Raw genomic sequence first — 20,036 nt, 5'->3', positions numbered from 1 at the left:
GAGTAGGAGCAGAGAAAAACCGGGAGCATGTCACTTTTTCTATAAGCAATTGTGCTTAGTTGATAGACAATAGCGAACCAATTAACCCATTGAGATAAGCACAGCGATGAGCTAACACTTGCGGGATATTTTCCCGGTTCCATTGTGCACCTGAAAGTTGCACTCGCCGACCAATCTGTTTGATAGCAGATTCAACAGCACCAGAACCAATTGAGTACACCCCTTCTGCCTGATAATACTCGTAATTCACAATGCGATGTTGATGCTTACGCAGATACTCACAAAAGTTCTTCGCCTGTTTTCGTTGACAGTGGCTAAACAACGCAATCGCTGCCTCAACTTGACCTTGCCAGAGCAACCCCTCTGCTTGAGTGAGGCGTTTGATTGACCCGCCAACTTTGTGCAGATTTTCCACCAAATGATACCAGTCCAAAATCTCTAGCCGTTGCTCAGTAGTGGCAATTTGGCTGATGATGTTCCAGATGCCATCATGACCATCTCCTAAACAAACCATCGGTTGAGCTAAGGATTGCCCATTGACCCAATCAATTAATTGAGCATTATTTTGAAAGTTAGCCAGCATTCCTTGACCTGTAGCAATCGCTTTGTAATCTTTCCATTCACATTCCTCACCCAAAGGTGTTCTCACTCTGACTTTACCGCCATCGACACTCAACTCCTCAATCGGTTGCTCCATATAGGGCAAGTCAAATGTCTGACGATGCACGATGCGTTGTTGAGTTTTGGCAGGAACCCGGATTCCAGTTAGGTAAGCCAGGTCTTGTTCTGCCTGCTCATAAGAGACGGTCGCACTCAGCCGTAAACAACAGTTTTCCAAATGAGGAGTGATTTGACGATGCGGCAAAACCTTCAGTTTCTCGGCTTGTTTGGCAGTCATTTCTAATGCCCCTAACGTGCTTTTCAGAGTTCTGGATCGTGCTGCTGTTGTTGCTGTAATTGCTCTAATAAAAAATTTCCCAACTCTGGACTCACATGGGCTTGAATCTTCTGCCTGACGGTCATTTCAATGCCTTCCAGCGTTTGCATGGTATCGGGGTCACTATCGGCATAGAGAATTTGGGCAATCGCTTGCAGATGGGCTTTAAGGGCTTGCTCTTGTTCTGGTTTCATCACCTTAGTTGCCTGATTAATCCCTTTGATTCTGACCAATATCAGTTAAATTTTCTAGTAGCCTCAGCCTCTTAAGCATTTCTACTCATTGCAAAGGTGACATGCTCCCTTTGAGAAGTATCCCAAGGGGAAGTTAATTAATTACACCGACCATCAAGGGCAGGTGTGGCAGGGATTGATGATGCCGAAGGGATTTGATATTTAGGAAAGTTTGGAACAAGAACCCGTTGCATTCACCCAACTTGAACAGGTCAAGGTCTTCCTTACTGAATTAACCGATCGCCAGGGAGCCGTGAAAACCCTGGATGAGTTGCTGATTCTCAAAACTCAACTCAATGGCAATGGCTTTGTGCTGCAAACCCCCAAGGCAAAAGAATCAGGTGGACAATACTATCTCGATGAGCAAATCATTGCAGCGGTTGGTTCCGATTTCTACTCAGTGAGTGATCGCATGGAGGTTGTCGTTTCTGCCGATCGGTTAGAGCAGACCCTCAATGTCGTTATGAAACAACGAGGATACACGTTAGCGGCTTTTGACCACAAAGACATCGCTCGTAACTATTTAGGCATAAAGTTACCGGAACTGGAAGCGATTGAATCTGCTACGTTCGGACAACAGAGTAATATTATTCCCAATGCTCGTGAACCTAATCCAGTGGATGGGAGTACGCCTATCCGTTTGAGTCGGGATATCAGCAGTGTTGAAGTAACACCGCGACCGTTAGATGGCAGACTTAAAATTGCTTCCTCCAAAGAGCAGAAGGGAAACTTAGAAAGACGCATTGCTCAATTTTTAGAGGAAGCTGGATTACGAGAGCTGATCACGGCAGAAGAAGATTTTCACTTACGTATCGAGAATGAACCGTATATTCCTCTCGTGATAGAGTGCCATAATCATGAACTGTATTTAACCCATTATCTGAAACAAAACGGAGATGTCTTTATTGACTCCGAAATGATTTTCGAGATTCAACTGGATGGCCAGCTTCAGTTTAAGGAAACGGCAGTTCAAGATCTTTTTCGAGGTGGAGAACACAGAGCGATCGATCGTCCCTTTGCTCAAATGTTTGCTCGCAATATTCTTGAACAGGGATTTGCAGAAGCAGCAAGAAAAGCGCAGCACGAGACGAGTTACAGCAAGATGTCCACTACGAATTGTTCTGATCGACTCAGAGCAAATGAATGTAGAGTGTTTCCGTCAGGGTGAAGGCAAGCTGTGGCTTTACGCACCTTATACAGCTGGAGAGATTGTCACCTGGGAAAGTATTGAATATTCTTGTGCCATCGAGCAAATCTATGAAGATGTACAATTAACACAGGAAATTGAGAATGTTGATTTGCCTAATTGAATCGATCGCTGAACATTGAGCAGAAATTGCTAAAGATGCACAAGTGGCAATCGCAAGAAAGTATGATCCAAAGGTGGAATATCGGATGTGTCGATTTCTTCATCGGTCATGGCATCAACTCTAGCCTAATTGGTTTCGGAGGAATTGTTCATGTTGGCGTCGTTCATGTTTTAAGGCTTTTCGTAAGGAAATGACTCGAATTGTATTCCCATCCGGTTCTGTAAATACAATCGTAACAACTCGATCGCGCAGTACATCAATACCAATCCGGCGATCTTCTCCAATGACCTAAGCCACAATCATAGCCAAATTCACAATTACAAATGAATACAAATGAATGGTCTCAATAAGCGGGTGATGGGACTCGAACCCACGACATTCAGCTTGGGAAGCTGACGTTCTACCACTGAACTACACCCGCAGATTTGTGGCACTGAATCTAAGCAGATTTCGTGTATCCAAGCATAGCGCATTTTTGAGGCGATCGCTGTGTCTAATTTGGAACAGAATCGATAGGATTTAAGCAGTTCAATAAAATAAGGTAACAACCGCGCCGATCTGGGCATGCTTGAGGAAAAGAATGGTTAAGCAATCTTAAACCCCTAATGCAGATTAAGTGAGAACCCAGGATGTTTAACGCCACCGAACTGCTGATTGATGACTTCGTGCAGAAGCTGAAAGAAGGCTATCGTCGCACCTATGGTGCATGGAAACACGATTACGAAGACATTATTGGTTGGGTCGGGTCGATGGCGCTAGAAAATATCGCCAATAGTGACGCTCTATACCACAATGTCGAGCACACCATTCTCGTCACTTTGGTAGGCCAGGAGATCCTACGCGGTCGGCATATTCGCGAAGGTGGGGTTTCTTGCGAAGATTGGCTGCACTTCATTATTTCATTGGTTTGTCACGACATTGGCTACGTTAAGGGGGTTTGTCGGGATGATCGGGAGGGCTGGTACGCCACTGGGCAGAACAGTGAAATGGTTTACCTGCAGCCCGGATCTACCGACGCCAGCTTAACGCCCTACCATGTGGATCGGGCCAAGTTATTCATCGATGAGCGCTTTGGTGGGCATAGCTTAATTGATTCCGAGCGCATCAAAGTCAATATTGAACTAACCCGCTTTCCCGTCCCCAATAAAGAAGATCATCAAGACACGATTAATTACCCCGGCTTGATTCGCGCTTCTGATCTAATTGGGCAACTCAGCGACCCGCGTTATCTCAAGAAGATTAGTGCGCTGTTCTATGAATTTGAGGAAACGGGCGTCAATAAGTTTTTAGGATATCGTCATCCAGGAGATTTGCGCAAAAACTATCCCAAATTCTACTGGAATGGGGTTTATCCCTATGTGAAAGATTCATTGAAATATTTAGAGTTGACGCAACAGGGAAAGCAAATCATTGCCAATCTCTACTCCAACGTATTTGTTGTAGAACATGAACCTATTGGACTGGAGCTTGCTGCGGTTGAGGCTGATTAAATAAGTCGATTGACAAACTGCTTTATAAGGGTTTGGTACGGCAGCTGGTACGAGATTAGCAGCCTGATGTAGCGTGTCTAGTTGAGTGGTTTATAAATCACTTTCACCACTCAACAGCCATTCCGGTTGTGAATCCTACGGGCTGTGTTTGTAAAGACTTAGCAAATTTTTCTGCAATTCCAGGGCTACAGCGTTAGAAAGCTGAATTTTCCTCTGGATGTTGATGTAGGGTGTTTATTGTTGCAATTTTGACGTGGAACTTAAATTGGCGTTTGGTTCAGGTTTTGATTTTCCTCGGCAAGTTTCTGCTCTCAATGGTGCAATTTAATGGCAATGTCCCAATTTAATTCTCGATTGCTCTCCCTGTGGTTGGTTCGCTTGATCCCGGTTGTTCCCGCCATTCTGGTAGGCGGATTACTCAGCGACTCTCCGGCAGCAGCACTTCCGACTGCAACTCAACCTCAGCACCTAGCGCAAGCCCAAACTCAGCAGGCAGTGATTCTAGGGGTGGTCAGAAGTGCAGACAATCAGGCCCAGTGGGCAGACATTACTGCTCGTCTCGATGCCACTGGACTGACCTATCGGGTAATTGATTGGCATGCAGTGCAACGCTCTACCGACTTTGGCGATATCACGGTTCTGTTTTTGCCCAATGTGCAAACCATTACCTCTGAGCAGCTTTTGGGAGTCCAAGCTTGGCTCAACCGAGGTGGGCGCTCTATCGCCTTTGCTTCAGTCCTGTCCCCCCATAAACCAGTTGCAGCGTTGCAGCGGACAGTTGAGAGTCTTTTCGGCTATTGTTTAAGTTCTTTCGCTGCCGCTGAATGCAATCGTTAGCTGGCTTGGGTTTTCTGTTGGGACAGTGCTTCCAAGTTATCTTTGAGTAGCAGAATATTAGAGCTGAAGAATGCCGACCATACAGCCATCCTTTCTTGAGTTTGAACGGGGTGCAGGGGTTTCACCCCTGCGTGGGGGCGAAGCCCCCACACCCCCTTGTTCACAACCTATTTATGAACGCTGTAGCTTCATTGAATCCTCCAGAGTTTCAGCAATATGTAGCTGCTTTTCAAGCAATAGATAATTTGAAAGATACTCATGTTCAAATACTTCAGATTCACTATCATGCACATGAAAAAACAATAACTGCGAAGATACTTGCTCAGGCTATGGGCTACAGCCACCATACAACGGCAAAATGATGTATGGGCGTTTAGCTCGTTTGGTTGGTGAGAGGTTGGGTTACAATCCAGAATCGGAGAAGTTAGGCACGCTGGTTACGTTTGAGAAACGCAAGGGGGAGTGGCACTGGATTTTAAGACCTGAAGTTTCACAAGCTCTAGAAGCATTAGGATAGATTGAGAGTGGTACTTTCAGGTTTTCCTCGGATGAAGTAGGTTCAGCAGAAATATTTCGTGAAGGGGCGGTACGTCAAGTAGCGGTCAACGCCTATGAGCGAGATCCTAAAGCACGACAAAAATGTATCGATTATTACGGGTTAAATTGTTCAATTTGCAATTTTAATTTTAGTAAAGCTTTTGGGCAATTGGCCGAAGGCTTTATTCATGTGCATCATCTGTGTCCTATTTCAGAGAAAGGGAGTACGAAGTTGATCCTGTAAAGGATTTACGCCCCGTCTGTCCAAATTGCCATGGCATGATTCATCGGCGTTCTCCTCCATTAAGCATTGAAGAGATCATAGAATTGAAGAAATCTCTAGAATAGAAGGGCAAACCCAATTTGACTGGAGTGTTTTGCATGATTTCATCAGATCTGATTTCGACCTTGAGAGGGCTGAGTCGCTCAGACAAATTCTATGTCATGCAGCTTTTGATCTCTGAGCTAGCTCAGCAGGAAACCGAACTAATTAAACCTGAACAAGCTTATCCAGTATGGTCTCCCTATGGCGCGGATGAGGCTGCGGATACAATGTTAAAAGTGCTACGGGCTGCCAAAGCTCAAAATCATGCGTAACACCGAGCGGTATCCATTTCTTCCTGGGGATCCAACTTTAGGTGAAGCTAGTTTTCGCCCTTACTTGCCATTTACCTTGGTTCATCAACAGGTTCCTATCACAGCATCCGGGCTGCTGGATACCGGTGCAAGTGTTAATGTGCTGCCCTATTCAATAGGGGTCGAGCTTGGGTACGATTGGGAACGACAAACAACAGCACTGAGTTTGACAGGAAATTTGGCTCAGTACGAGGCGCGTGTCGTGCTTGTCCAAGCTGTCGTTGGGCAGTTTGAATCTATTCAACTGGTATTTGCTTGGACACAAGCTACAAATGTTCCGCTCATTCTGGGGCAGGTGAACTTTTTTATGGAGTTCGATGTTTGTTTCTACCGTTCACAGCTAGAGTTTGCAGTTAGCCCAAAATCTACTGCCACAGAGTAAGCTAGTGGTCTTCAGCCACCTAACACTGCGTTGGTGCGGACGGTACGGAGGTTATCGGTGGGAGTTCAAACTTGTCTGCCGCCGCACAACTTCACCGTTAGCTGGCTTCGGTTACAGGTGGTGGCAGTAATTTGAAACTGACTCGTTGGTGTTCAAGATACTGTTGTAAGATTGTGTCTTTTACACGCACGGAGTTCGCAATGATCCGACCCATCACACCAGATGATACAGGTGAGCTAATTAACTTAGCTAAGTCGATCGGGCTTTTCTCACCTGATGAACTAGAAGAGTTGCGCCAGATGTTGACTGATTCGTTAAACAAAGAGGGCGACACTTACCCGTTTTGGATCACAGATGATGATAATGATGGACTTGTGGGATTAGCCTACTGCGAACCGGAACGGATGACCAGTGGAACCTGGAACCTGCAATTGATTGGCGTTCATCCAACTCATCAAAAGCAAGGACGGGGTGGGAAGTTGCTACGTTTTGTAGAGGAGACTTTGGCGAATCGGGGTGCGCGGGTCTTGCTAGTTGAGACGATGGGTACACCAGATTTTGATCATGTGCGGACATTCTACCGAAAAAATGGGTATGACGAGGAGGCACGGATACGCGAGTTCTATGCGGAAGGGGCGGACAAAATAGTTTTCCGCAAGGCACTCTATGGTCAAAGGTAGTAAATTTCACAGTTGTTCAAAAATTGTAATAGTCAAGACTTAATCTGACACTTCTTGTAAACTGAGACTAAATCAGAGTTCTAACATCGAATGCTCCTCTCTGCGTTTCTTAAGAAATGTTAAGAGTATTTTAGAGGAATTGAGTCGGGGTCATGTAGCCTGTTGATCGGTTTTGGTCTGGACTGGAGTGGGTTTGGTACCATAAACCCAACGGGCGTCAACAGGATGGCAATGCGCTATGGCAAAGGGCAAAAAACACAACCTCAAGTGGATCAAGGAAACGCTTGATCTCCAGCCTGGTCACCATTGGCAATCGAAGCCGGGCTACAAGATTTTTGTGGCGGGTCGGGGTGCGGTGCGGTTTGATGTGCCTGCCGATTGGGTGTTTGAGCCGGATGAAAAGTCTTTTCGGTTTCTGGATGGGGATCCGCCTAACGACAATGCCCGCTTAGAGGTGTCCTTTAATCTACTGCCGCCAGCAGACTGGAGTTTGGTGCCGCTCAAGCCGCTGTTGAAGCAAGTGGTGGAGGACGATCACCGCGATGTAATTTCCCGCAGCGAGATTTTTACCGTTAAACGCCAAACCGCCCAGATTGTCTGGACTGAACTGAGATTTATCGATACCCAAGAAGCACCCCGCGAGGCATTTTCGCGCATCTGTATTGGTTTAGGCTCCAACGTGCAGTGTTTGATTACGTTTGAGTATTGGGCCGATGAAGCCGAAAAGATGACGCCAGTTTGGGATGAAGTTTTACAGTCTCTGACGCTGGGCCTTTATATCCGCGATCCGATGACGGGTGCTGCTTTTCCGGATTAAACTTTTCCGGATTAAATTGGTAGCCTGATTTACGTCTACTCCATGCCCAGGCTAGACATTAGACCTGTTGGAAAAGAGTAAGGATAGTCGCTGCGATGTCTATTTGGAGAGAATTTCAAGAACTCTAAGGCTTATTGCCCAACAAGTCTATGTTTCAGATCAAATATGTTCCAGATCAAATTGGATTTTTGGCATTTAGAAGACAGCGTAGATCTGGTTGATATGCATTTAAACCACAGACAATGATTCCATTGCACATTCACTTCTGATTAAACGGACATGCATCGTAACGAATCAGTCATCTATCCCGATCCTCGCATTTGAGTGCGAGAGTAAGACCATCTGCAACTGACACTAAGCTTAACTGGATGCGCTGATCACGATGTAGGTGTTGATTCAACGTGCGGATGGCAATCGTATGTTCATCATCTGCTTCAGGATCGGCAACTCTGCCGCCCCAAAGAACATTGTCAATGACAATCAAACCCCCTGGACGAACCAGTTGTAGAGACTTTTCGTAGTAGGCTGTATAGTTATCTTTGTCCGCATCAATAAAGACAAAATCGAAGGTTTCTGCCTGTCCATTGAGCAAGAGTTGATCGAGCGTTTCGAGGGCGGGAGCAAGGCGCAAGTCAATTTTGTCAGCAACGCCAGTGGCTTGCCAATAGCGACGGGCAATCGCCGTATCCGCTTCACTGATATCGCAGGTAATAATGGTGCCATTGTGAGGCAGCGATAGAGCTAGCCAGAGGGTACTGTATCCAGTAAAGGTGCCAATTTCCAATACTTTCCTGGCCTGCATTAACTGGACCAGCAGCGCCATAAACTGCCCCTGATCTGGAGCGATTTGCATACCGCCTGCCGGATGTTGAGCCATTTCCTGGCGCAATTGGGTCAAAATTTCGGGTTCTCGCAAGGAAACAGCCAGCAGATAGTCGTAGAGATAGGGGTGTAGTTGCCCAGCGGCATCGCTGAGAGCCAGGATTTTGTTTGACATAGGGGTGTTCTCTTACAATTAAAGAACTGATTTTAAAGAACTGATTCTCTCAAAGGTGGTGTTTGCGATGGTGCAGTCGTTTGACGAAGCTCACGAGGCGTCTGACCGATGGCTTCACCTGCCGAGCAGCGATGAGCTTCCCTGTTCTAATGACACACCTGTGGACAACGAAGACCAAAATCTGATCCCTAACATTTTGCTGTTCTTACTCAAGTTCATTTGGACAGAATGCAATGACTGGTTTTTTGGCGTAGATATGGGCATCTACCACACGACTGGGATCAATCCACTGGTGCCTGTTGTACCGGATGGGTTTCTCAGTTTGGGAGTTGAGCGGCATAAGGCGGGTGGATCGCGCAAAAGCTATGTGGTATGGGAGGAGGGTGTTGTTCCATGCTTCGTGCTGGAGATTGTTTCTCTGACACCGGGTGGCGAATACGATCCAAAGATGGGTCTCTATGCCCGACTGGGGGTATTGTATTACGTGATTTACAACCCTCAGTACTGGCAACGAGATCAACATCAACCGTTTGAGGTTTACCGCTTGATAAATGGTGGCTATGAACAGCAAATCGGTGAACCCTACTGGATGCCAGAAATTGGTTTGGGAATTGGTAGACATCCCTATCAAGACGGAAATATCTGGCGAGAGGCGCTTTATTGGTATGACAATCAGGGAAAACGATATTTGACACCAGTCGCCCAAACGATCAGCAACCCCGGCAGCCACCAGTTGGCCGATGCGCTTGGCTGCACCAGCCTGACAATTCCTGGCAGCAAGGCAAATAACAGGGCCGTCATGCCGGTTCCCAGCAGAATGATATAGAACCGTCCCCCGAAGCGTTGGGGCGTGCGATCCGAGGTGACCCCGGCCCAGGGTTCCACCACAATTGCTAGCAGGGATTCAATCAGCAGCAAGACCGGGGCGAGACCTTTGGGAAACCCTGCTTGGGTGAGTAATCCCGCCAAATGCACCCGGTAGATAATCCAACTCAAGGTAATGGCGGCATTGACACTGGCAAGGGCGGCTGTGGGACGCCACAACACCGACTGCGATGACGAGAAAAAGGGAATACGAGATGGTGTTTGCATAAAAATCTGATTAAAGCGATTGAGACAGTTCAGTGAATTAGGCCATCAATTTAAGCAAACAAAGCAAAATAGTTAATTGGTTCACCGAAGTGGCTAATCTACTTCCTAATTGTGGCGAAATTATAGTGCTCTGAAAACCGTATGGCCGAAACAACCGACCTTTTCTGACTTTTTCTGACCTAATGCGAATCGATGCAGAATAGGCCGTAAAAACATGGCTGAAAATCACTGAGTTAATCTAACTTTTTCAGGCTGACTCAAGTGAGTTAATCTACTAATCTAACTTCAAGGGTCAGTGATGCCATTCCTGGAATAGAGGCACACAAAATCAAACCCATTTGTTTATGAAGTTGAGCGGCCTATGAAACCCGTCGAATCTCCTACCCAAATTCCCAGATTTTTCCTGGTGTGCGACCGTTCGCTCACTCAACAACAGGAATCTGTGATGCGGCAACGAAAGCTGCTCTTGATTGCGCTATTGATGACAAGTGCGTTATTCACAATTGTGTTGACCAGCCTGCCCCAGCTATCCAAATTGTTTCTGGGTAAGGCATATCACGCTCAGATGCTGCAAACCCTATCGCCACTGGTTGTACCACCATCGGCTCCTGAAGCAACTCCTATTGTTGTGCAAATTCAGCAGCCAGAAGGAGCAAGCCATTTAACAGTTCAGATCGTTACGACTCCATCTCAGCCATCTGCAACCGTGGGTATACCATCAACCAATTCTAATCCAGCTTATAATCAAGTTCCCACAATAATTCTCAAAACCGTATCTGGTGAACCACCAGTAGAGCTAAGCGAGCAAGTGATCAAGCCCAAATCGGGTTTAGCTGGCGGTTGTGCGCTTAATTGAAGTATGACCGATGATATGACAGGAGAATTCTAGGATAAAGTATGGAGGATAGAAGGTTGCACCGAGCTGAAGCCAGTGAACTATGATTGAGTTATCAAATTGCATTGTTCTCTACGGATCTGACCTCGAACCCTATTGGTGCGACCGCTTTGTTGTAGATGGCGATACAGTTCAGCAGTTAGTGCTCAGAGAACCTTGCCAAAGCATCGATCAGGGCGCTCTGGTGATTGTGCCAGGATTTTACAATGGTCATACCCACATTGGTGACACCTGCCTACCGGATGGAGCAACCGGGATGACCTTAGAGGAGGGATTTTTTCGTCCTGATGGCTACAAGTATCGAGAATTAGCCAAGCGTTCGGAAGCAGAGCATTTGTTTCATATCACGAATCACTTACATTACATGGCCCGAACCGGCACTATCGGGCATATTGATTTTCGCGAGCAAGGGGTCTACGGCAGTCAGCTATTGCAACGAGCCGCTGAGCAGACAGGCGTGAACTCCATTATTCTGGGACAGTTCAACGCCCTCCCGTTTACACAGGTTGAGCTAAAACAGAATCGCAGCAGTCTCCCGCCCGCAGCCGTCACGGAACTGGAAGCAATTCTGGCGGTAGCCGATGGTTTTTCAGAAAGTACGATGAACGATTTGACCGATCCTGCTTGGGCGCAGATCCGAGAAATCACTCAGCAACATAAAAAACTGCGAGCCATTCACTGCTTGGAGAACAATGCCTATCGAGCGGACAGCTTAGCGATGGCAGGACGGGGTGATTTGGAACGCGCGATCGACCTTTATCAACCTGATTTGATTATTCACGCCACCGTTGCAACTGATGCAGAATTGGCGTTGCTTTCAGCCCAGCGGGCCAATGTTGTTCTAAATCCTCGTGCTAACGCCAATTTAGGGCTACCTTTACCACCCGTTGCCAAACTGATTGAAAGTGAAGCAAATTTGCTGCTAGGTACTGATAACGGCTTGTTGAATAGCCCAAATTTGGTGCCGGAACTAGACTTTACTTACAAAATAGCCAAAAGTCAATTTGGAGACGGTGTACGGCCCGATCCAAAAGTGATTCTGAAGATGGTAACAAGTAACGTCGGCGTAGTTTTGCAAGACAGAATCTGTGGATATTTGGCGCAAGGATTGCCTGCCGATTTTGTAGTGCTAAATTTCACCAATCCGCATAAGTAGATGCCTCGACCGGTTGGACGGCTTACCGGGCCATGATCGATCGGGATTTGGTTTTGGCGCAGGACATCGACAGCCTGATCAAACAACGCTGGGTCAATATCAAAGGCTAAGTGTCCCGCACGGGTGAATTCTTTGCCTGGATCGGGGTCGGGCGGTTCGAGCTGCGGCTTCCAAAACAGGTCAATCACGGTGCCATCGGGTGTGACAAAATTGGCCGCTTCGCCCGCTTCGAACAATGCCTTCAGAGTCTCTGGTACTTCTTCGCCCTGCAATTCCCGCAGTCCTAAAATCTGGCCATAGAAGTGACAGGATGCGTTCATGTCACGAACATGTAAGGCAATGTGGTGCACTCGACGCAGCATTCCTGGCCGCAGGGCTGATTGAGCTGTGATCAATTGCTCTGCCATAAGCTACTCTCCAATCGTTACAATTCAGTAGAGCGAGTGACCAGGTTGTTTATCATACAACAATATTACTGAAGTCATTGCTAAAAAAATCACCAAAACCATTACAACTATTTTCAACTGCTCTGCTCAAGCTAGAATGACAAAATTTCATCATCGAGCGAGGCGCGCAGAAACAGCAAGCACCCATTGCGAGTCACTGGCTGATGTTCTGTTTCCGCTTGCGAACAGACGCGATCGCCTTGACTGTACACCTGACCGTCAATCTCCAGATCGCCTTCCAGTACAATAATTTCTTCAGCCTGAGCATGCCGATGATTGGGAAACTGCACCGCTCCAACTGCCCGAATAAAACACTGCACTTCTCGTGTATCTGGATCCTGCAATAGCGTTCCTATTTTTGTCTGGGGTGCGAGGTCATAGGGTCGCCATTGGATCGCTTCTGCCTTTTGCCGCAAATCTTCGATGACCGTAGGAGCAAGGGGGGAAACTGGCGATGGCAGTGGCTCAGCGGCAATCCGCTGCATCAGTCGCTCCTTCAAATCAGCCGCCATTGGAACCGCAGGGGCACTATAGGCCAGAGCTGCAACAGTTGTTTGGAAGCTGGCCAATTCGTCTGCCCAAGCAGTTGGGCTTGCTAGTTCTGTCTCAATCCAAGCGCCTTCAGCTTCTACCAGCCCATCCAGAGCGTAGAGCGCCGCCTGCTCGGATATCTCTTGCCGTTCCATAGGTCTTACTCGATTCGTAGTTTCATTCTAGCCTGCGAATTTTGGATTTTTTGTCTCCTTTACTCTAGAGTTGAGTGTTCAGGCTTCAGGACCATGCCCCTAGCCGATCTCGTAGCTTGGTCAATCCCAGCCGAATTCGCGTCTTCACGGTTCCCAGTGAAAGCCCGGTGGCCGCCGCAATTTCACTATGGCTCAGCCCACTGTAGTAGGCCAATTCAATGGCTTGCCGCTGTTCTACCGGAAGCTGTTCTAGGGCAGCTAGTACCTGGGTGCGTCTCTCTCCAATTAGGGCATCCTCAACTGGATCTACGGTCTGTTGGTTGAATTGGATCTGTGCGGCCTCGACGGAAGCCATATTTTTCTTGCTGACTCGTTGCAGCGAGCGTAACCGGTCGAGGATGCGGCTGCGGGCCAGCATAAACAGCCAGGTGTCAACCCGCCCTTTCTCCGGCTTGTACTGACTGGCAATTCGCCAAACCTGGGCAAACACATCCAAAACAACTTCTTCGGATTCTTCGACCGAATTCAGGCTTTTATAGGCAACAGCGTAAATCACCCGCGCATAGCGATCGTATAACTCAGACAAAGCAACTTGGTCTTGCTGAGCAATTCGTTCGATGATGGCGGATTCTGGACTGGGTGGGGCTGCCATTATGGAGGGACGTTTGTTCATCCCGAAAAGACGTATCCTATTATCCCTTAGTCTCTAAAGATTTAAGTGGTCCATACAGGATAAGAATTTCAGAATCAACCCTCTATAGATAGATTTTTATGATCTGCTTGTTGTTGATAACTCGGTAGGCTAAATTAACCTTCACTCCAAAATGCCGGGTTTCGGCAGCTCGAGTGCCTTTTCCTTCCGGAAAGTTGCGCATTGAGCGCAGTCGAAATGGGAACCGCACGCGAGGCGTAGGCTAGAATCGTTGAATTGCCTGTCACTTCTGCAACAACGCCCAACGGGGCAGCAAAGGGCATTTTCACCTAGACATCGGCAAGCAACTGAGTAATCACTTCTGACAGCAGCTTGACGTGCTATGAACCTGCTCAATCATTCATCTGGCCGACCCATCATCTAACATCTCTACTTTGCACAGGAAATAGAGGATTTTCAATCTTTACAATTAGTCTGTCCTATTCATACCTCGATGCATTCAATTAGAGATTCTGACCAATTGCTAATAGATCGCCCTTGAAGGAGACTAGAATATCGCTACCTTGCCGCACAATATCGAGTTGGTTAAACTTCACACCCTTGGGCAACGACACCTTGTCTATCCCATCTTGGTAATCTTGAACGATTAGATAAGTCTTGTGGCAAGTCTTGTGGCAAGTCTTGCTGTACCGCAGCGGGCGGCACGTAGGGAATTGCTTTCACACTGACCCGCACACCCACACCCAGTTCATTCAGGGTTTCACTCAGGTAGCAGGCAATTGCCATCTCCTCTCCCCGTTTGGCCAGAGCGGTGTTGGAGAGGGTGAGGGCGACCAGATCGGGTGGCGGAGTGATGGGGTGACGGAGTGGCGAAGTCGGGGCGACGGTGGCTAGGGCTGGGGTGCGGAGTTGGGCGAGGTGGTGATCTAGTTGATTCAGATAAATGGGGGCGACCCAGGCAGAGCGTTTTTCGTCGGGTTGGCAGCCATATAACCGCACTTGATAAAGCAGTGGTTCGCCAGCAGGCAGCAGCTTAGTAAAGTCTGTGTCTTTCAGAATCGGCAGCAGCCATTGCAGCAGTTCGGTTTGATCTGGGCAGGGCGTTTGGCGACAAAGCAGATGCAGGGTATTGCCGCGCAACCGATATTGAATCTTTAACCCTCGACGAGCAAAAGTGTGATGCAGCCACTGCTCTAATCGGGAGGTGGTGCGCTTAAAAGCGTGATTTTGACCTGGTTTAGCAGACTGGTTCGCAGACTTAGACATGCAACTCTAAACGCTTGGCTGGCTAGACGAGTGGGTAGACACAGGCGACGCCCTGGTCGGGTACTTGCCGGGCATCTATCAGGCATATAGAATACTCGCTCTTTTGCAGATCGCTCACGCTATGTTAACGATGTTAGTAACTGGATAAATAGCCGGTCAATTGAAAAGCACCCAGATTCAAGCAAGCTAAATCTCTAGGCTGGCGCTACAATCCTTTACCAGAACAGCATTGTAGCCGTTTGAGTAAGCTTAGGCAGGCGCTCTGACCTCGACCCTAAATCAAAGGCTTTAGGCAATAATTCTTTATTTTACTTAACAATTCGACCGAGCCAATTGTGGTCGTGATGTCAAAATCTTATTAAGCATGGTAATTGCCGCTCGTCATTGTTAAGAGCAGCTCGGTGTTGGTTGGCGTAGCTCTGGGAACGCATAAATTCCTATTAGGTACCCTTTAAGTACCCTTTCAGTCTTCTTTAAGCGTAAGAGTGATAGGAGCTAATTGTCAGAATATTTTCCTACTCCTGCCTCGACAGGGGATTGATCAACTCGTTTAATCCTTCGCCAATCAGCGACAGCCCCACCACAAGTAATGTCAGCGCCAGCCCAGGAAACAAGGCTGTCCACCAAATTCCTGTCGGTAAGGCATCCAATGCTTGCTGCAAATCCCGGCCCCATTCCGGTGTTTCTTCTGGTAATCCCAAGCCGAGAAAGCCCAGCCCCCCCAACACGAGTACGGCATCAGCAGCATTCAGAGTAAAGAGAACTGGAACACTCTGAATGACGTTAAAAAATAGATAGCGAAACAATACATGCCAGGTTGAAGCACCCATTGAGCGAGCTGCTTCGATGAATAGTTCCGTCTTAACGCTGATTGTATGGTTGCGCACAACTCGATAATACTGTGGGATATAGGCAATGCTAAGGGCAATCGCTGCATTCCAGATGCCCCTGCCCACCACAAACGCCAGCGTCACCGACAGCAGCAGCCCCGGCAGCGTGTAGATGGTGTCCATTAAGAACAGCAGTACCCGATCCAATCTGCCGCCCAAGTAGCCGCTGATCATGCCCAAGGGCACTCCAACCACCAAACTCAACACCGTTGCTGCCACCACTACCTGTAATGCTGCCTGCGTGCCAAACAGCGTGCGCGAAAACACGTCGTATCCTTGCCGAGAGGTGCCAAACCAGTGGGCCGCCGAGGGCGGTTCGTGAATTGGGTTTGCCAAGGCTTCCATCGGATCCTGAATCCATCCCCATGACTGAAGCAAGGGTGCGAACACAGCGATTAGCACAAATAGCAGCGTGATCACAATCCCAGCTACCATCATTTGGATCGAAAGGCGTGGGTACTGGGAAAGGCGACGCAAACCGGGAAGGCGAAATTGACTGACAGCCATGCGTGCAATTGGAAAAGAATCTGTTTCATCTTACCGTTTACGTGTAGTGCAGTTAAAACATGCTATATAAACTTCCTCTACCGTCCAACTCTACCGTCCAACTACCGTCCAAAGTTGATTGAAGCCAGAATGACGAATTCTCAACCTTCAGTTACGCTCAACACCTCACTCGCTCTCAGGAACCAAACCTTTGAGTGGGGCAGCCAAACCTATCTGATGGGCATTTTGAATGTAACTCCCGACAGCTTTAGCGATGGCGGCCAGTTCAATACCCTGGACTCAGCTCTAAAGCAGGCTCAGCACATGGCGACTAGCGGAGCGCATATCCTCGATGTTGGTGGCCAGTCTACTCGGCCTCAGGCAGAAGATATATCGCTAGAAACCGAGCTACAGCGGGTTGTGCCGGTGATTGAAGCCATACGCTACAGCTCCAATCCGCCCGGCCAACTGATTCGGTCGGCTCGATCAGCATCGCACCTTCAACCACCAGCGGGAAATAAACGGTCGGCGGATGGAAACCATAATCGATCAGACGCTTGGCGATATCGAGCGTGTGAACTCCTGAGCGAGTCTGATTCTTGTGTGAAAAGATTGCCTCGTGCATGCAATCGGCATCGTAGGGTTTGTGGTATGTTTCCTTTAATTTTTCGCCGACATAACGAGCATTCAGAACAGCGGTTTCAGTAGCCTCTTTTAACCCGGATGCTCCATGTGTGTAGATATATGATAGTGCACGCACCATCATCCCAAAGTTGCCGAAAAATGCCTTAACTCGGCCGATCGATTTCGGCATATCGTAGTTCAATTTGTATGTGTCACCCAGCTTTTCTACCCGCGGCACAGGCAAAAATTCAGCGAGTTCCTCGGTACAGCAGCAAGGCCCACAACCCGGACCGCCGCCGCCATGCGGTGTTGAGAACGTTTTGTGCAAATTCAAATGGATAACGTCCACACCCATATCGCCTGGTCGCGCAACGCCCACAAGAGCGTTCATATTTGCTCCGTCCATATAAACAAGGCCGCCGGCTTTGTGAATAACATCGCAGATCTCTTTGATATTCTTTTCGAAGATCCCGAACGTATTAGGATTAGTGAACATAACTCCTGCAATCCCGCCTTCATTGCAGAGTTCGCGAAGATGTTCCATATCTGTGATACCCTCAGCGGTAGCACGAATGGTCTTAACCGTAAATCCAGCCATAGCTGCCGACGCCGGGTTTGTGCCGTGTGCCGATTCGGGAATGAGCATAACTCGGCGGTCTTTTGAAGCTTCGCCATCGCGTTTATCAAGGAACGCGCGGATCAGCATAACGCCGGTCATCTCACCCTGTGCACCTGCAGCAGGCTGGAGTGATACGCCGGGCAAGCCTGTGATCTCAGCCAGATCCTCTTGCAATTTATAAATCAGTTCAAGTGCTCCTTGAGATTCTTCTTCCGGTGCCAGCGGATGCAGATTCGCAAAGCCGGGTATTCGGGCCATTTTTTCATTCAGCCGCGAATTATATTTCATCGTGCAGCTTCCGAGCGGATACATTCCGAGATCGATCGAATAATTCCAAGTGGACATCCGCGTAAAATGGCGAACCACGTCAACCTCGGACACTTCGGGCACGCCCGCGAGATCGTCGTCTCGGCAAAGCTCCGCAGGAATAGCGTCAGCAGTTTCAGGCACGTCCAATGTCGGTAGGCGATAGCCGACGCGGCCAATCTGCGACCGCTCGAAAATAAGCCCTTCGTTCTGTGTCGGATGTTGTGTAACTTTCTTAATGCTCATAAAACCTATGCCGTCGGCAAACCTTTCTTTGCTACGTCTTCGACGATGTTTGAAAATCTATCCAATTCCCAAAGTGTTGTGTAAACATTCGGCGTTATGCGAATGCCTGTAAATTCTTCGTGGATGATAGGCGTGGTGAATATCTTGTGTTTCGCCATCAGATAACTTCCAAGCTTTACCGGATCAACGCCATCGATCTTAAAATTCGCGATCGCACACGACTGAGCGGGATCGAATGATGTATTGAAGCCGACCTTGGGGATATTCTTTAGCCGATCCATCCAATATCTTGAAAGATATCTTAGCCGCTCTTCCTTTCGCTTCCCGCCGATCGCGTTGTGAAACAAGACGGCTTCGCCTATTGCAAGCCGCATCGCCGCAGAATGCGTCCCGATCTCTTCGAATTTGCGAATGTCATTTCGATTCTTGTCCTCAGCAGCCATTAGAGCCCATACTTTCGGTATCTTTTCCTTACGAACGTAAAGCATTCCTGTTCCTTTCGGAGCATAAAGCCATTTATGAAGCGAGGTTCCGAAATAATCACACCCGATGTCGTCGCGTTTGAAGTCAAACTGCGCGAACGAATGAGCTCCGTCAACTATCGTTTCAATGCCACGAGCACGTGCCATTTCGCATACTTTCTTGATCGGCGTTATCTGCCCGGTCAGGTTTATTTGGTGCGAGATAAGCAGCAGCTTTGTTCGCGGCGTGATCGCACGTTCATATGCGGCGGCGATCTCGTCAGGGTCGTTCGGCGCGATCGGTATCTTGACAAGCTTTAGCTTTAAGCCTTCTCGTAATTCCCGCTGCCGCAGCGTTGTTAGCATTCGCGGATAATCTTGAGTATTCGCGATGATCTCGTCGCCGGACTTAAGATCAAGCCCGAAAAGTAATATCTCAAGCGATTCTGAGGCATTTCGTGTGATCGCGATCTCTTCGGGTGAACACCCGAACATCTCAGCAAGCCCAGTTCGGACAGTTTCTGATTGGGGTTCCAATATCTGCCACATCGTGTAAGCCGTTGCGTCCTCCTGCTGCCAGGTGTAGCGGACAAATGCCTCGGTAACGATCCGCGGGCTTGGGCTGACACCGCCGTTGTTCAAATTAATACATCCGCCCCTATGATGAAACAACGATACTATGGTTGCTCTTAGCACTGGCTCCAACGCCCCCCGCCGCGCAGAAACTTCTCAAATTGCTAAACAGGCTGCTCCGATCGCCGCTACTGAATCTGTTGCCAAATTGGGTTGGATCCTGATTCGACATCGCTGGATTTCTGCGGCTCAACTGCATACAACTCTGACTCAACAACCCAGTAGTTCTAAAAAACTAGGTGAACTGCTGCTAGAAAAATCCTTGATTTCTGAAAATCAGCTCAGCCAAGCCCTACAGGAGCAGTACTGGCGCAGAAATGGCTATTGGGTAATTGGATAAAGATTTAAACCAATTGCACCAACCGAGAGACAATCACGAAATTGAAGCTGTAGTCTGAGTATTGAAAGATACCATCAGTTTCAACGAAATTTACAGCTTCGTAGATCTTGCTATCGACTGTATCTGAGATACTCAGTGGCTGTGATGGTAAGACAAGCGCTCACGTTATTGCTTTACTCGCTTCATGGTTTGATTAGCCCAATCATTGCAATTGTGACGATTATGATTCTCATACCTCTATCAATCTGCTGTGCGCTTATTTGTCGTGGATCAATTTTTTCAATAGAACTGCATGCCTCGTAATTGGCAATACGTCTATTAAAGCAACGCAGGGCTTTAACGATACACCAAACTAAAGCCGCAAGGAAACTTCTGCTTGCTG

General features: G+C 48.0%; 20 protein-coding genes, 1 tRNA gene and 2 pseudogenes. 13 read left to right on the top strand and 10 right to left on the bottom strand.

What is annotated here, in order from left to right; translation table 11 throughout:
- Positions 1-55: 55 nt before the first annotated feature.
- A protein-coding gene (locus JVX88_RS20265; protein ID WP_211619948.1) for an ISKra4 family transposase occupies positions 56-1,131 on the bottom strand; the annotation gives its coding sequence in 2 pieces (ribosomal slippage) (positions 56-975 and positions 975-1,131; 1,077 coding nt in all).
- A 211-nt stretch (positions 1,132-1,342) separates the two neighbouring features.
- On the opposite strand from JVX88_RS20265, the gene JVX88_RS20260 reads away from it, so the two are divergent.
- Entirely contained in the window at positions 1,343-2,338 is a 996-nt protein-coding gene (locus JVX88_RS20260) for a DUF6908 domain-containing protein (RefSeq protein ID WP_211619947.1), read from the top strand.
- 491 nt (positions 2,339-2,829) lie between these two features.
- Here the strand turns inward: JVX88_RS20260 and JVX88_RS20250 are convergent.
- Positions 2,830-2,901, bottom strand: a tRNA-Gly gene (locus tag JVX88_RS20250).
- Positions 2,902-3,109: 208 nt separating this feature from the next.
- Between JVX88_RS20250 and JVX88_RS20245 the strand changes: the two genes are divergently transcribed.
- The 7 genes from JVX88_RS20245 (at position 3,110) to JVX88_RS20215 (ending at position 7,859) form a co-directional block, all read left to right on the top strand.
- Entirely contained in the window at positions 3,110-3,970 is an 861-nt protein-coding gene (locus JVX88_RS20245) for an Npun_R2479 family HD domain-containing metalloprotein (protein ID WP_211619946.1), read from the top strand.
- Positions 3,971-4,303: 333 nt separating this feature from the next.
- Positions 4,304-4,807, top strand: coding sequence for a hypothetical protein (locus JVX88_RS20240; protein WP_211619945.1), 504 nt, complete (start codon positions 4,304-4,306; stop codon positions 4,805-4,807).
- A gap of 173 nt (positions 4,808-4,980) precedes the next feature.
- Entirely contained in the window at positions 4,981-5,169 is a 189-nt protein-coding gene (locus JVX88_RS20235) for a hypothetical protein (RefSeq protein WP_211619944.1), read from the top strand.
- Positions 5,170-5,725: 556 nt separating this feature from the next.
- Positions 5,726-5,941 (top strand): hypothetical protein, encoded by a 216-nt coding sequence (locus JVX88_RS20230; protein ID WP_211619943.1) that lies wholly within the window; start codon positions 5,726-5,728, stop codon positions 5,939-5,941.
- Positions 5,934-6,362, top strand: coding sequence for an aspartyl protease family protein (locus JVX88_RS20225; RefSeq protein WP_211619942.1), 429 nt, complete (start codon positions 5,934-5,936; stop codon positions 6,360-6,362). Before JVX88_RS20230 ends, JVX88_RS20225 begins: the two co-directional genes overlap by 8 nt.
- 200 nt (positions 6,363-6,562) lie before the next feature.
- On the top strand, positions 6,563-7,042 hold the full coding sequence (locus JVX88_RS20220) for a GNAT family N-acetyltransferase (protein WP_211619941.1): 480 nt from the start codon (positions 6,563-6,565) through the stop codon (positions 7,040-7,042).
- Positions 7,043-7,280: 238 nt separating this feature from the next.
- Complete coding sequence (locus JVX88_RS20215) at positions 7,281-7,859, top strand: hypothetical protein (RefSeq protein WP_211619940.1); 579 nt, start codon at positions 7,281-7,283, stop codon at positions 7,857-7,859.
- A gap of 298 nt (positions 7,860-8,157) precedes the next feature.
- On the opposite strand, the gene JVX88_RS20210 is transcribed toward JVX88_RS20215, so the two are convergent.
- A complete protein-coding gene (locus JVX88_RS20210; protein ID WP_211619939.1) occupies positions 8,158-8,856 on the bottom strand; it encodes an O-methyltransferase in 699 nt (232 codons plus the stop codon).
- 67 nt (positions 8,857-8,923) lie between these two features.
- On the opposite strand from JVX88_RS20210, the gene JVX88_RS20205 reads away from it, so the two are divergent.
- The 3 genes and pseudogenes from JVX88_RS20205 to JVX88_RS20195 all read left to right on the top strand — a co-directional run.
- Positions 8,924-9,682, top strand: a complete 759-nt coding sequence (locus tag JVX88_RS20205; RefSeq protein ID WP_211619938.1) for a Uma2 family endonuclease — start codon at positions 8,924-8,926, stop codon at positions 9,680-9,682.
- Positions 9,683-10,309: 627 nt separating this feature from the next.
- A complete protein-coding gene (locus JVX88_RS20200) occupies positions 10,310-10,804 on the top strand; it encodes a hypothetical protein (protein ID WP_211619937.1) in 495 nt (164 codons plus the stop codon).
- A gap of 82 nt (positions 10,805-10,886) precedes the next feature.
- Positions 10,887-11,918: pseudogene (locus JVX88_RS20195) on the top strand (amidohydrolase family protein); the annotation flags it as partial.
- On the opposite strand, the gene JVX88_RS20190 reads toward JVX88_RS20195, so the two are convergent.
- The 5 genes from JVX88_RS20190 to JVX88_RS20170 form a co-directional block, all read right to left on the bottom strand.
- A complete protein-coding gene (locus tag JVX88_RS20190) occupies positions 11,843-12,406 on the bottom strand; it encodes a VOC family protein (protein WP_263975185.1) in 564 nt (187 codons plus the stop codon). The pseudogene JVX88_RS20195 and the gene JVX88_RS20190 sit on opposite strands and share 76 nt — an antisense overlap.
- A 131-nt stretch (positions 12,407-12,537) precedes the next feature.
- On the bottom strand, positions 12,538-13,131 hold the full coding sequence (locus JVX88_RS20185; protein ID WP_211619935.1) for a cupin domain-containing protein: 594 nt from the start codon (positions 13,129-13,131) through the stop codon (positions 12,538-12,540).
- Between the two features lie 85 nt (positions 13,132-13,216).
- Positions 13,217-13,804 carry a sigma-70 family RNA polymerase sigma factor gene (locus tag JVX88_RS20180; RefSeq protein ID WP_225931127.1) on the bottom strand — a complete coding sequence of 196 codons (588 nt, stop codon included), beginning with the start codon at positions 13,802-13,804 and terminating at the stop codon, positions 13,217-13,219.
- A 564-nt stretch (positions 13,805-14,368) separates the two neighbouring features.
- Complete coding sequence (locus JVX88_RS20175; protein ID WP_211619934.1) at positions 14,369-15,049, bottom strand: hypothetical protein; 681 nt, start codon at positions 15,047-15,049, stop codon at positions 14,369-14,371.
- Positions 15,050-15,564: 515 nt separating this feature from the next.
- Entirely contained in the window at positions 15,565-16,446 is an 882-nt protein-coding gene (locus tag JVX88_RS20170; RefSeq protein WP_211619933.1) for an ABC transporter permease, read from the bottom strand.
- A 129-nt stretch (positions 16,447-16,575) separates the two neighbouring features.
- Between JVX88_RS20170 and JVX88_RS20165 the strand changes: the two are divergent.
- Positions 16,576-16,812 (top strand): annotated as a pseudogene (locus JVX88_RS20165) (dihydropteroate synthase); the annotation flags it as partial.
- Here JVX88_RS20165 and gcvPB read toward each other — a convergent pair.
- Together gcvPB and JVX88_RS20155 are read right to left on the bottom strand one after the other, a co-directional pair.
- Positions 16,793-18,220: an aminomethyl-transferring glycine dehydrogenase subunit GcvPB gene (gcvPB, locus tag JVX88_RS20160; protein ID WP_211619932.1), complete on the bottom strand. Its 1,428-nt coding sequence runs from the start codon at positions 18,218-18,220 to the stop codon at positions 16,793-16,795. The pseudogene JVX88_RS20165 and the gene gcvPB sit on opposite strands and share 20 nt — an antisense overlap.
- A 5-nt stretch (positions 18,221-18,225) precedes the next feature.
- Positions 18,226-19,323, bottom strand: a complete 1,098-nt coding sequence (locus JVX88_RS20155; RefSeq protein ID WP_211619931.1) for an aminotransferase class V-fold PLP-dependent enzyme — start codon at positions 19,321-19,323, stop codon at positions 18,226-18,228.
- Positions 19,324-19,360: 37 nt separating this feature from the next.
- Here JVX88_RS20155 and JVX88_RS20150 point away from each other — a divergent pair, with 37 nt between their 5' ends.
- Positions 19,361-19,654: a hypothetical protein gene (locus JVX88_RS20150; RefSeq protein ID WP_211619930.1), complete on the top strand. Its 294-nt coding sequence runs from the start codon at positions 19,361-19,363 to the stop codon at positions 19,652-19,654.
- Positions 19,655-20,036 lie beyond the last annotated feature (382 nt).

The organism is Leptolyngbya sp. 7M (genome assembly GCF_018128485.1).
This window is presented reverse-complemented; position numbering and strand designations above follow the sequence as displayed.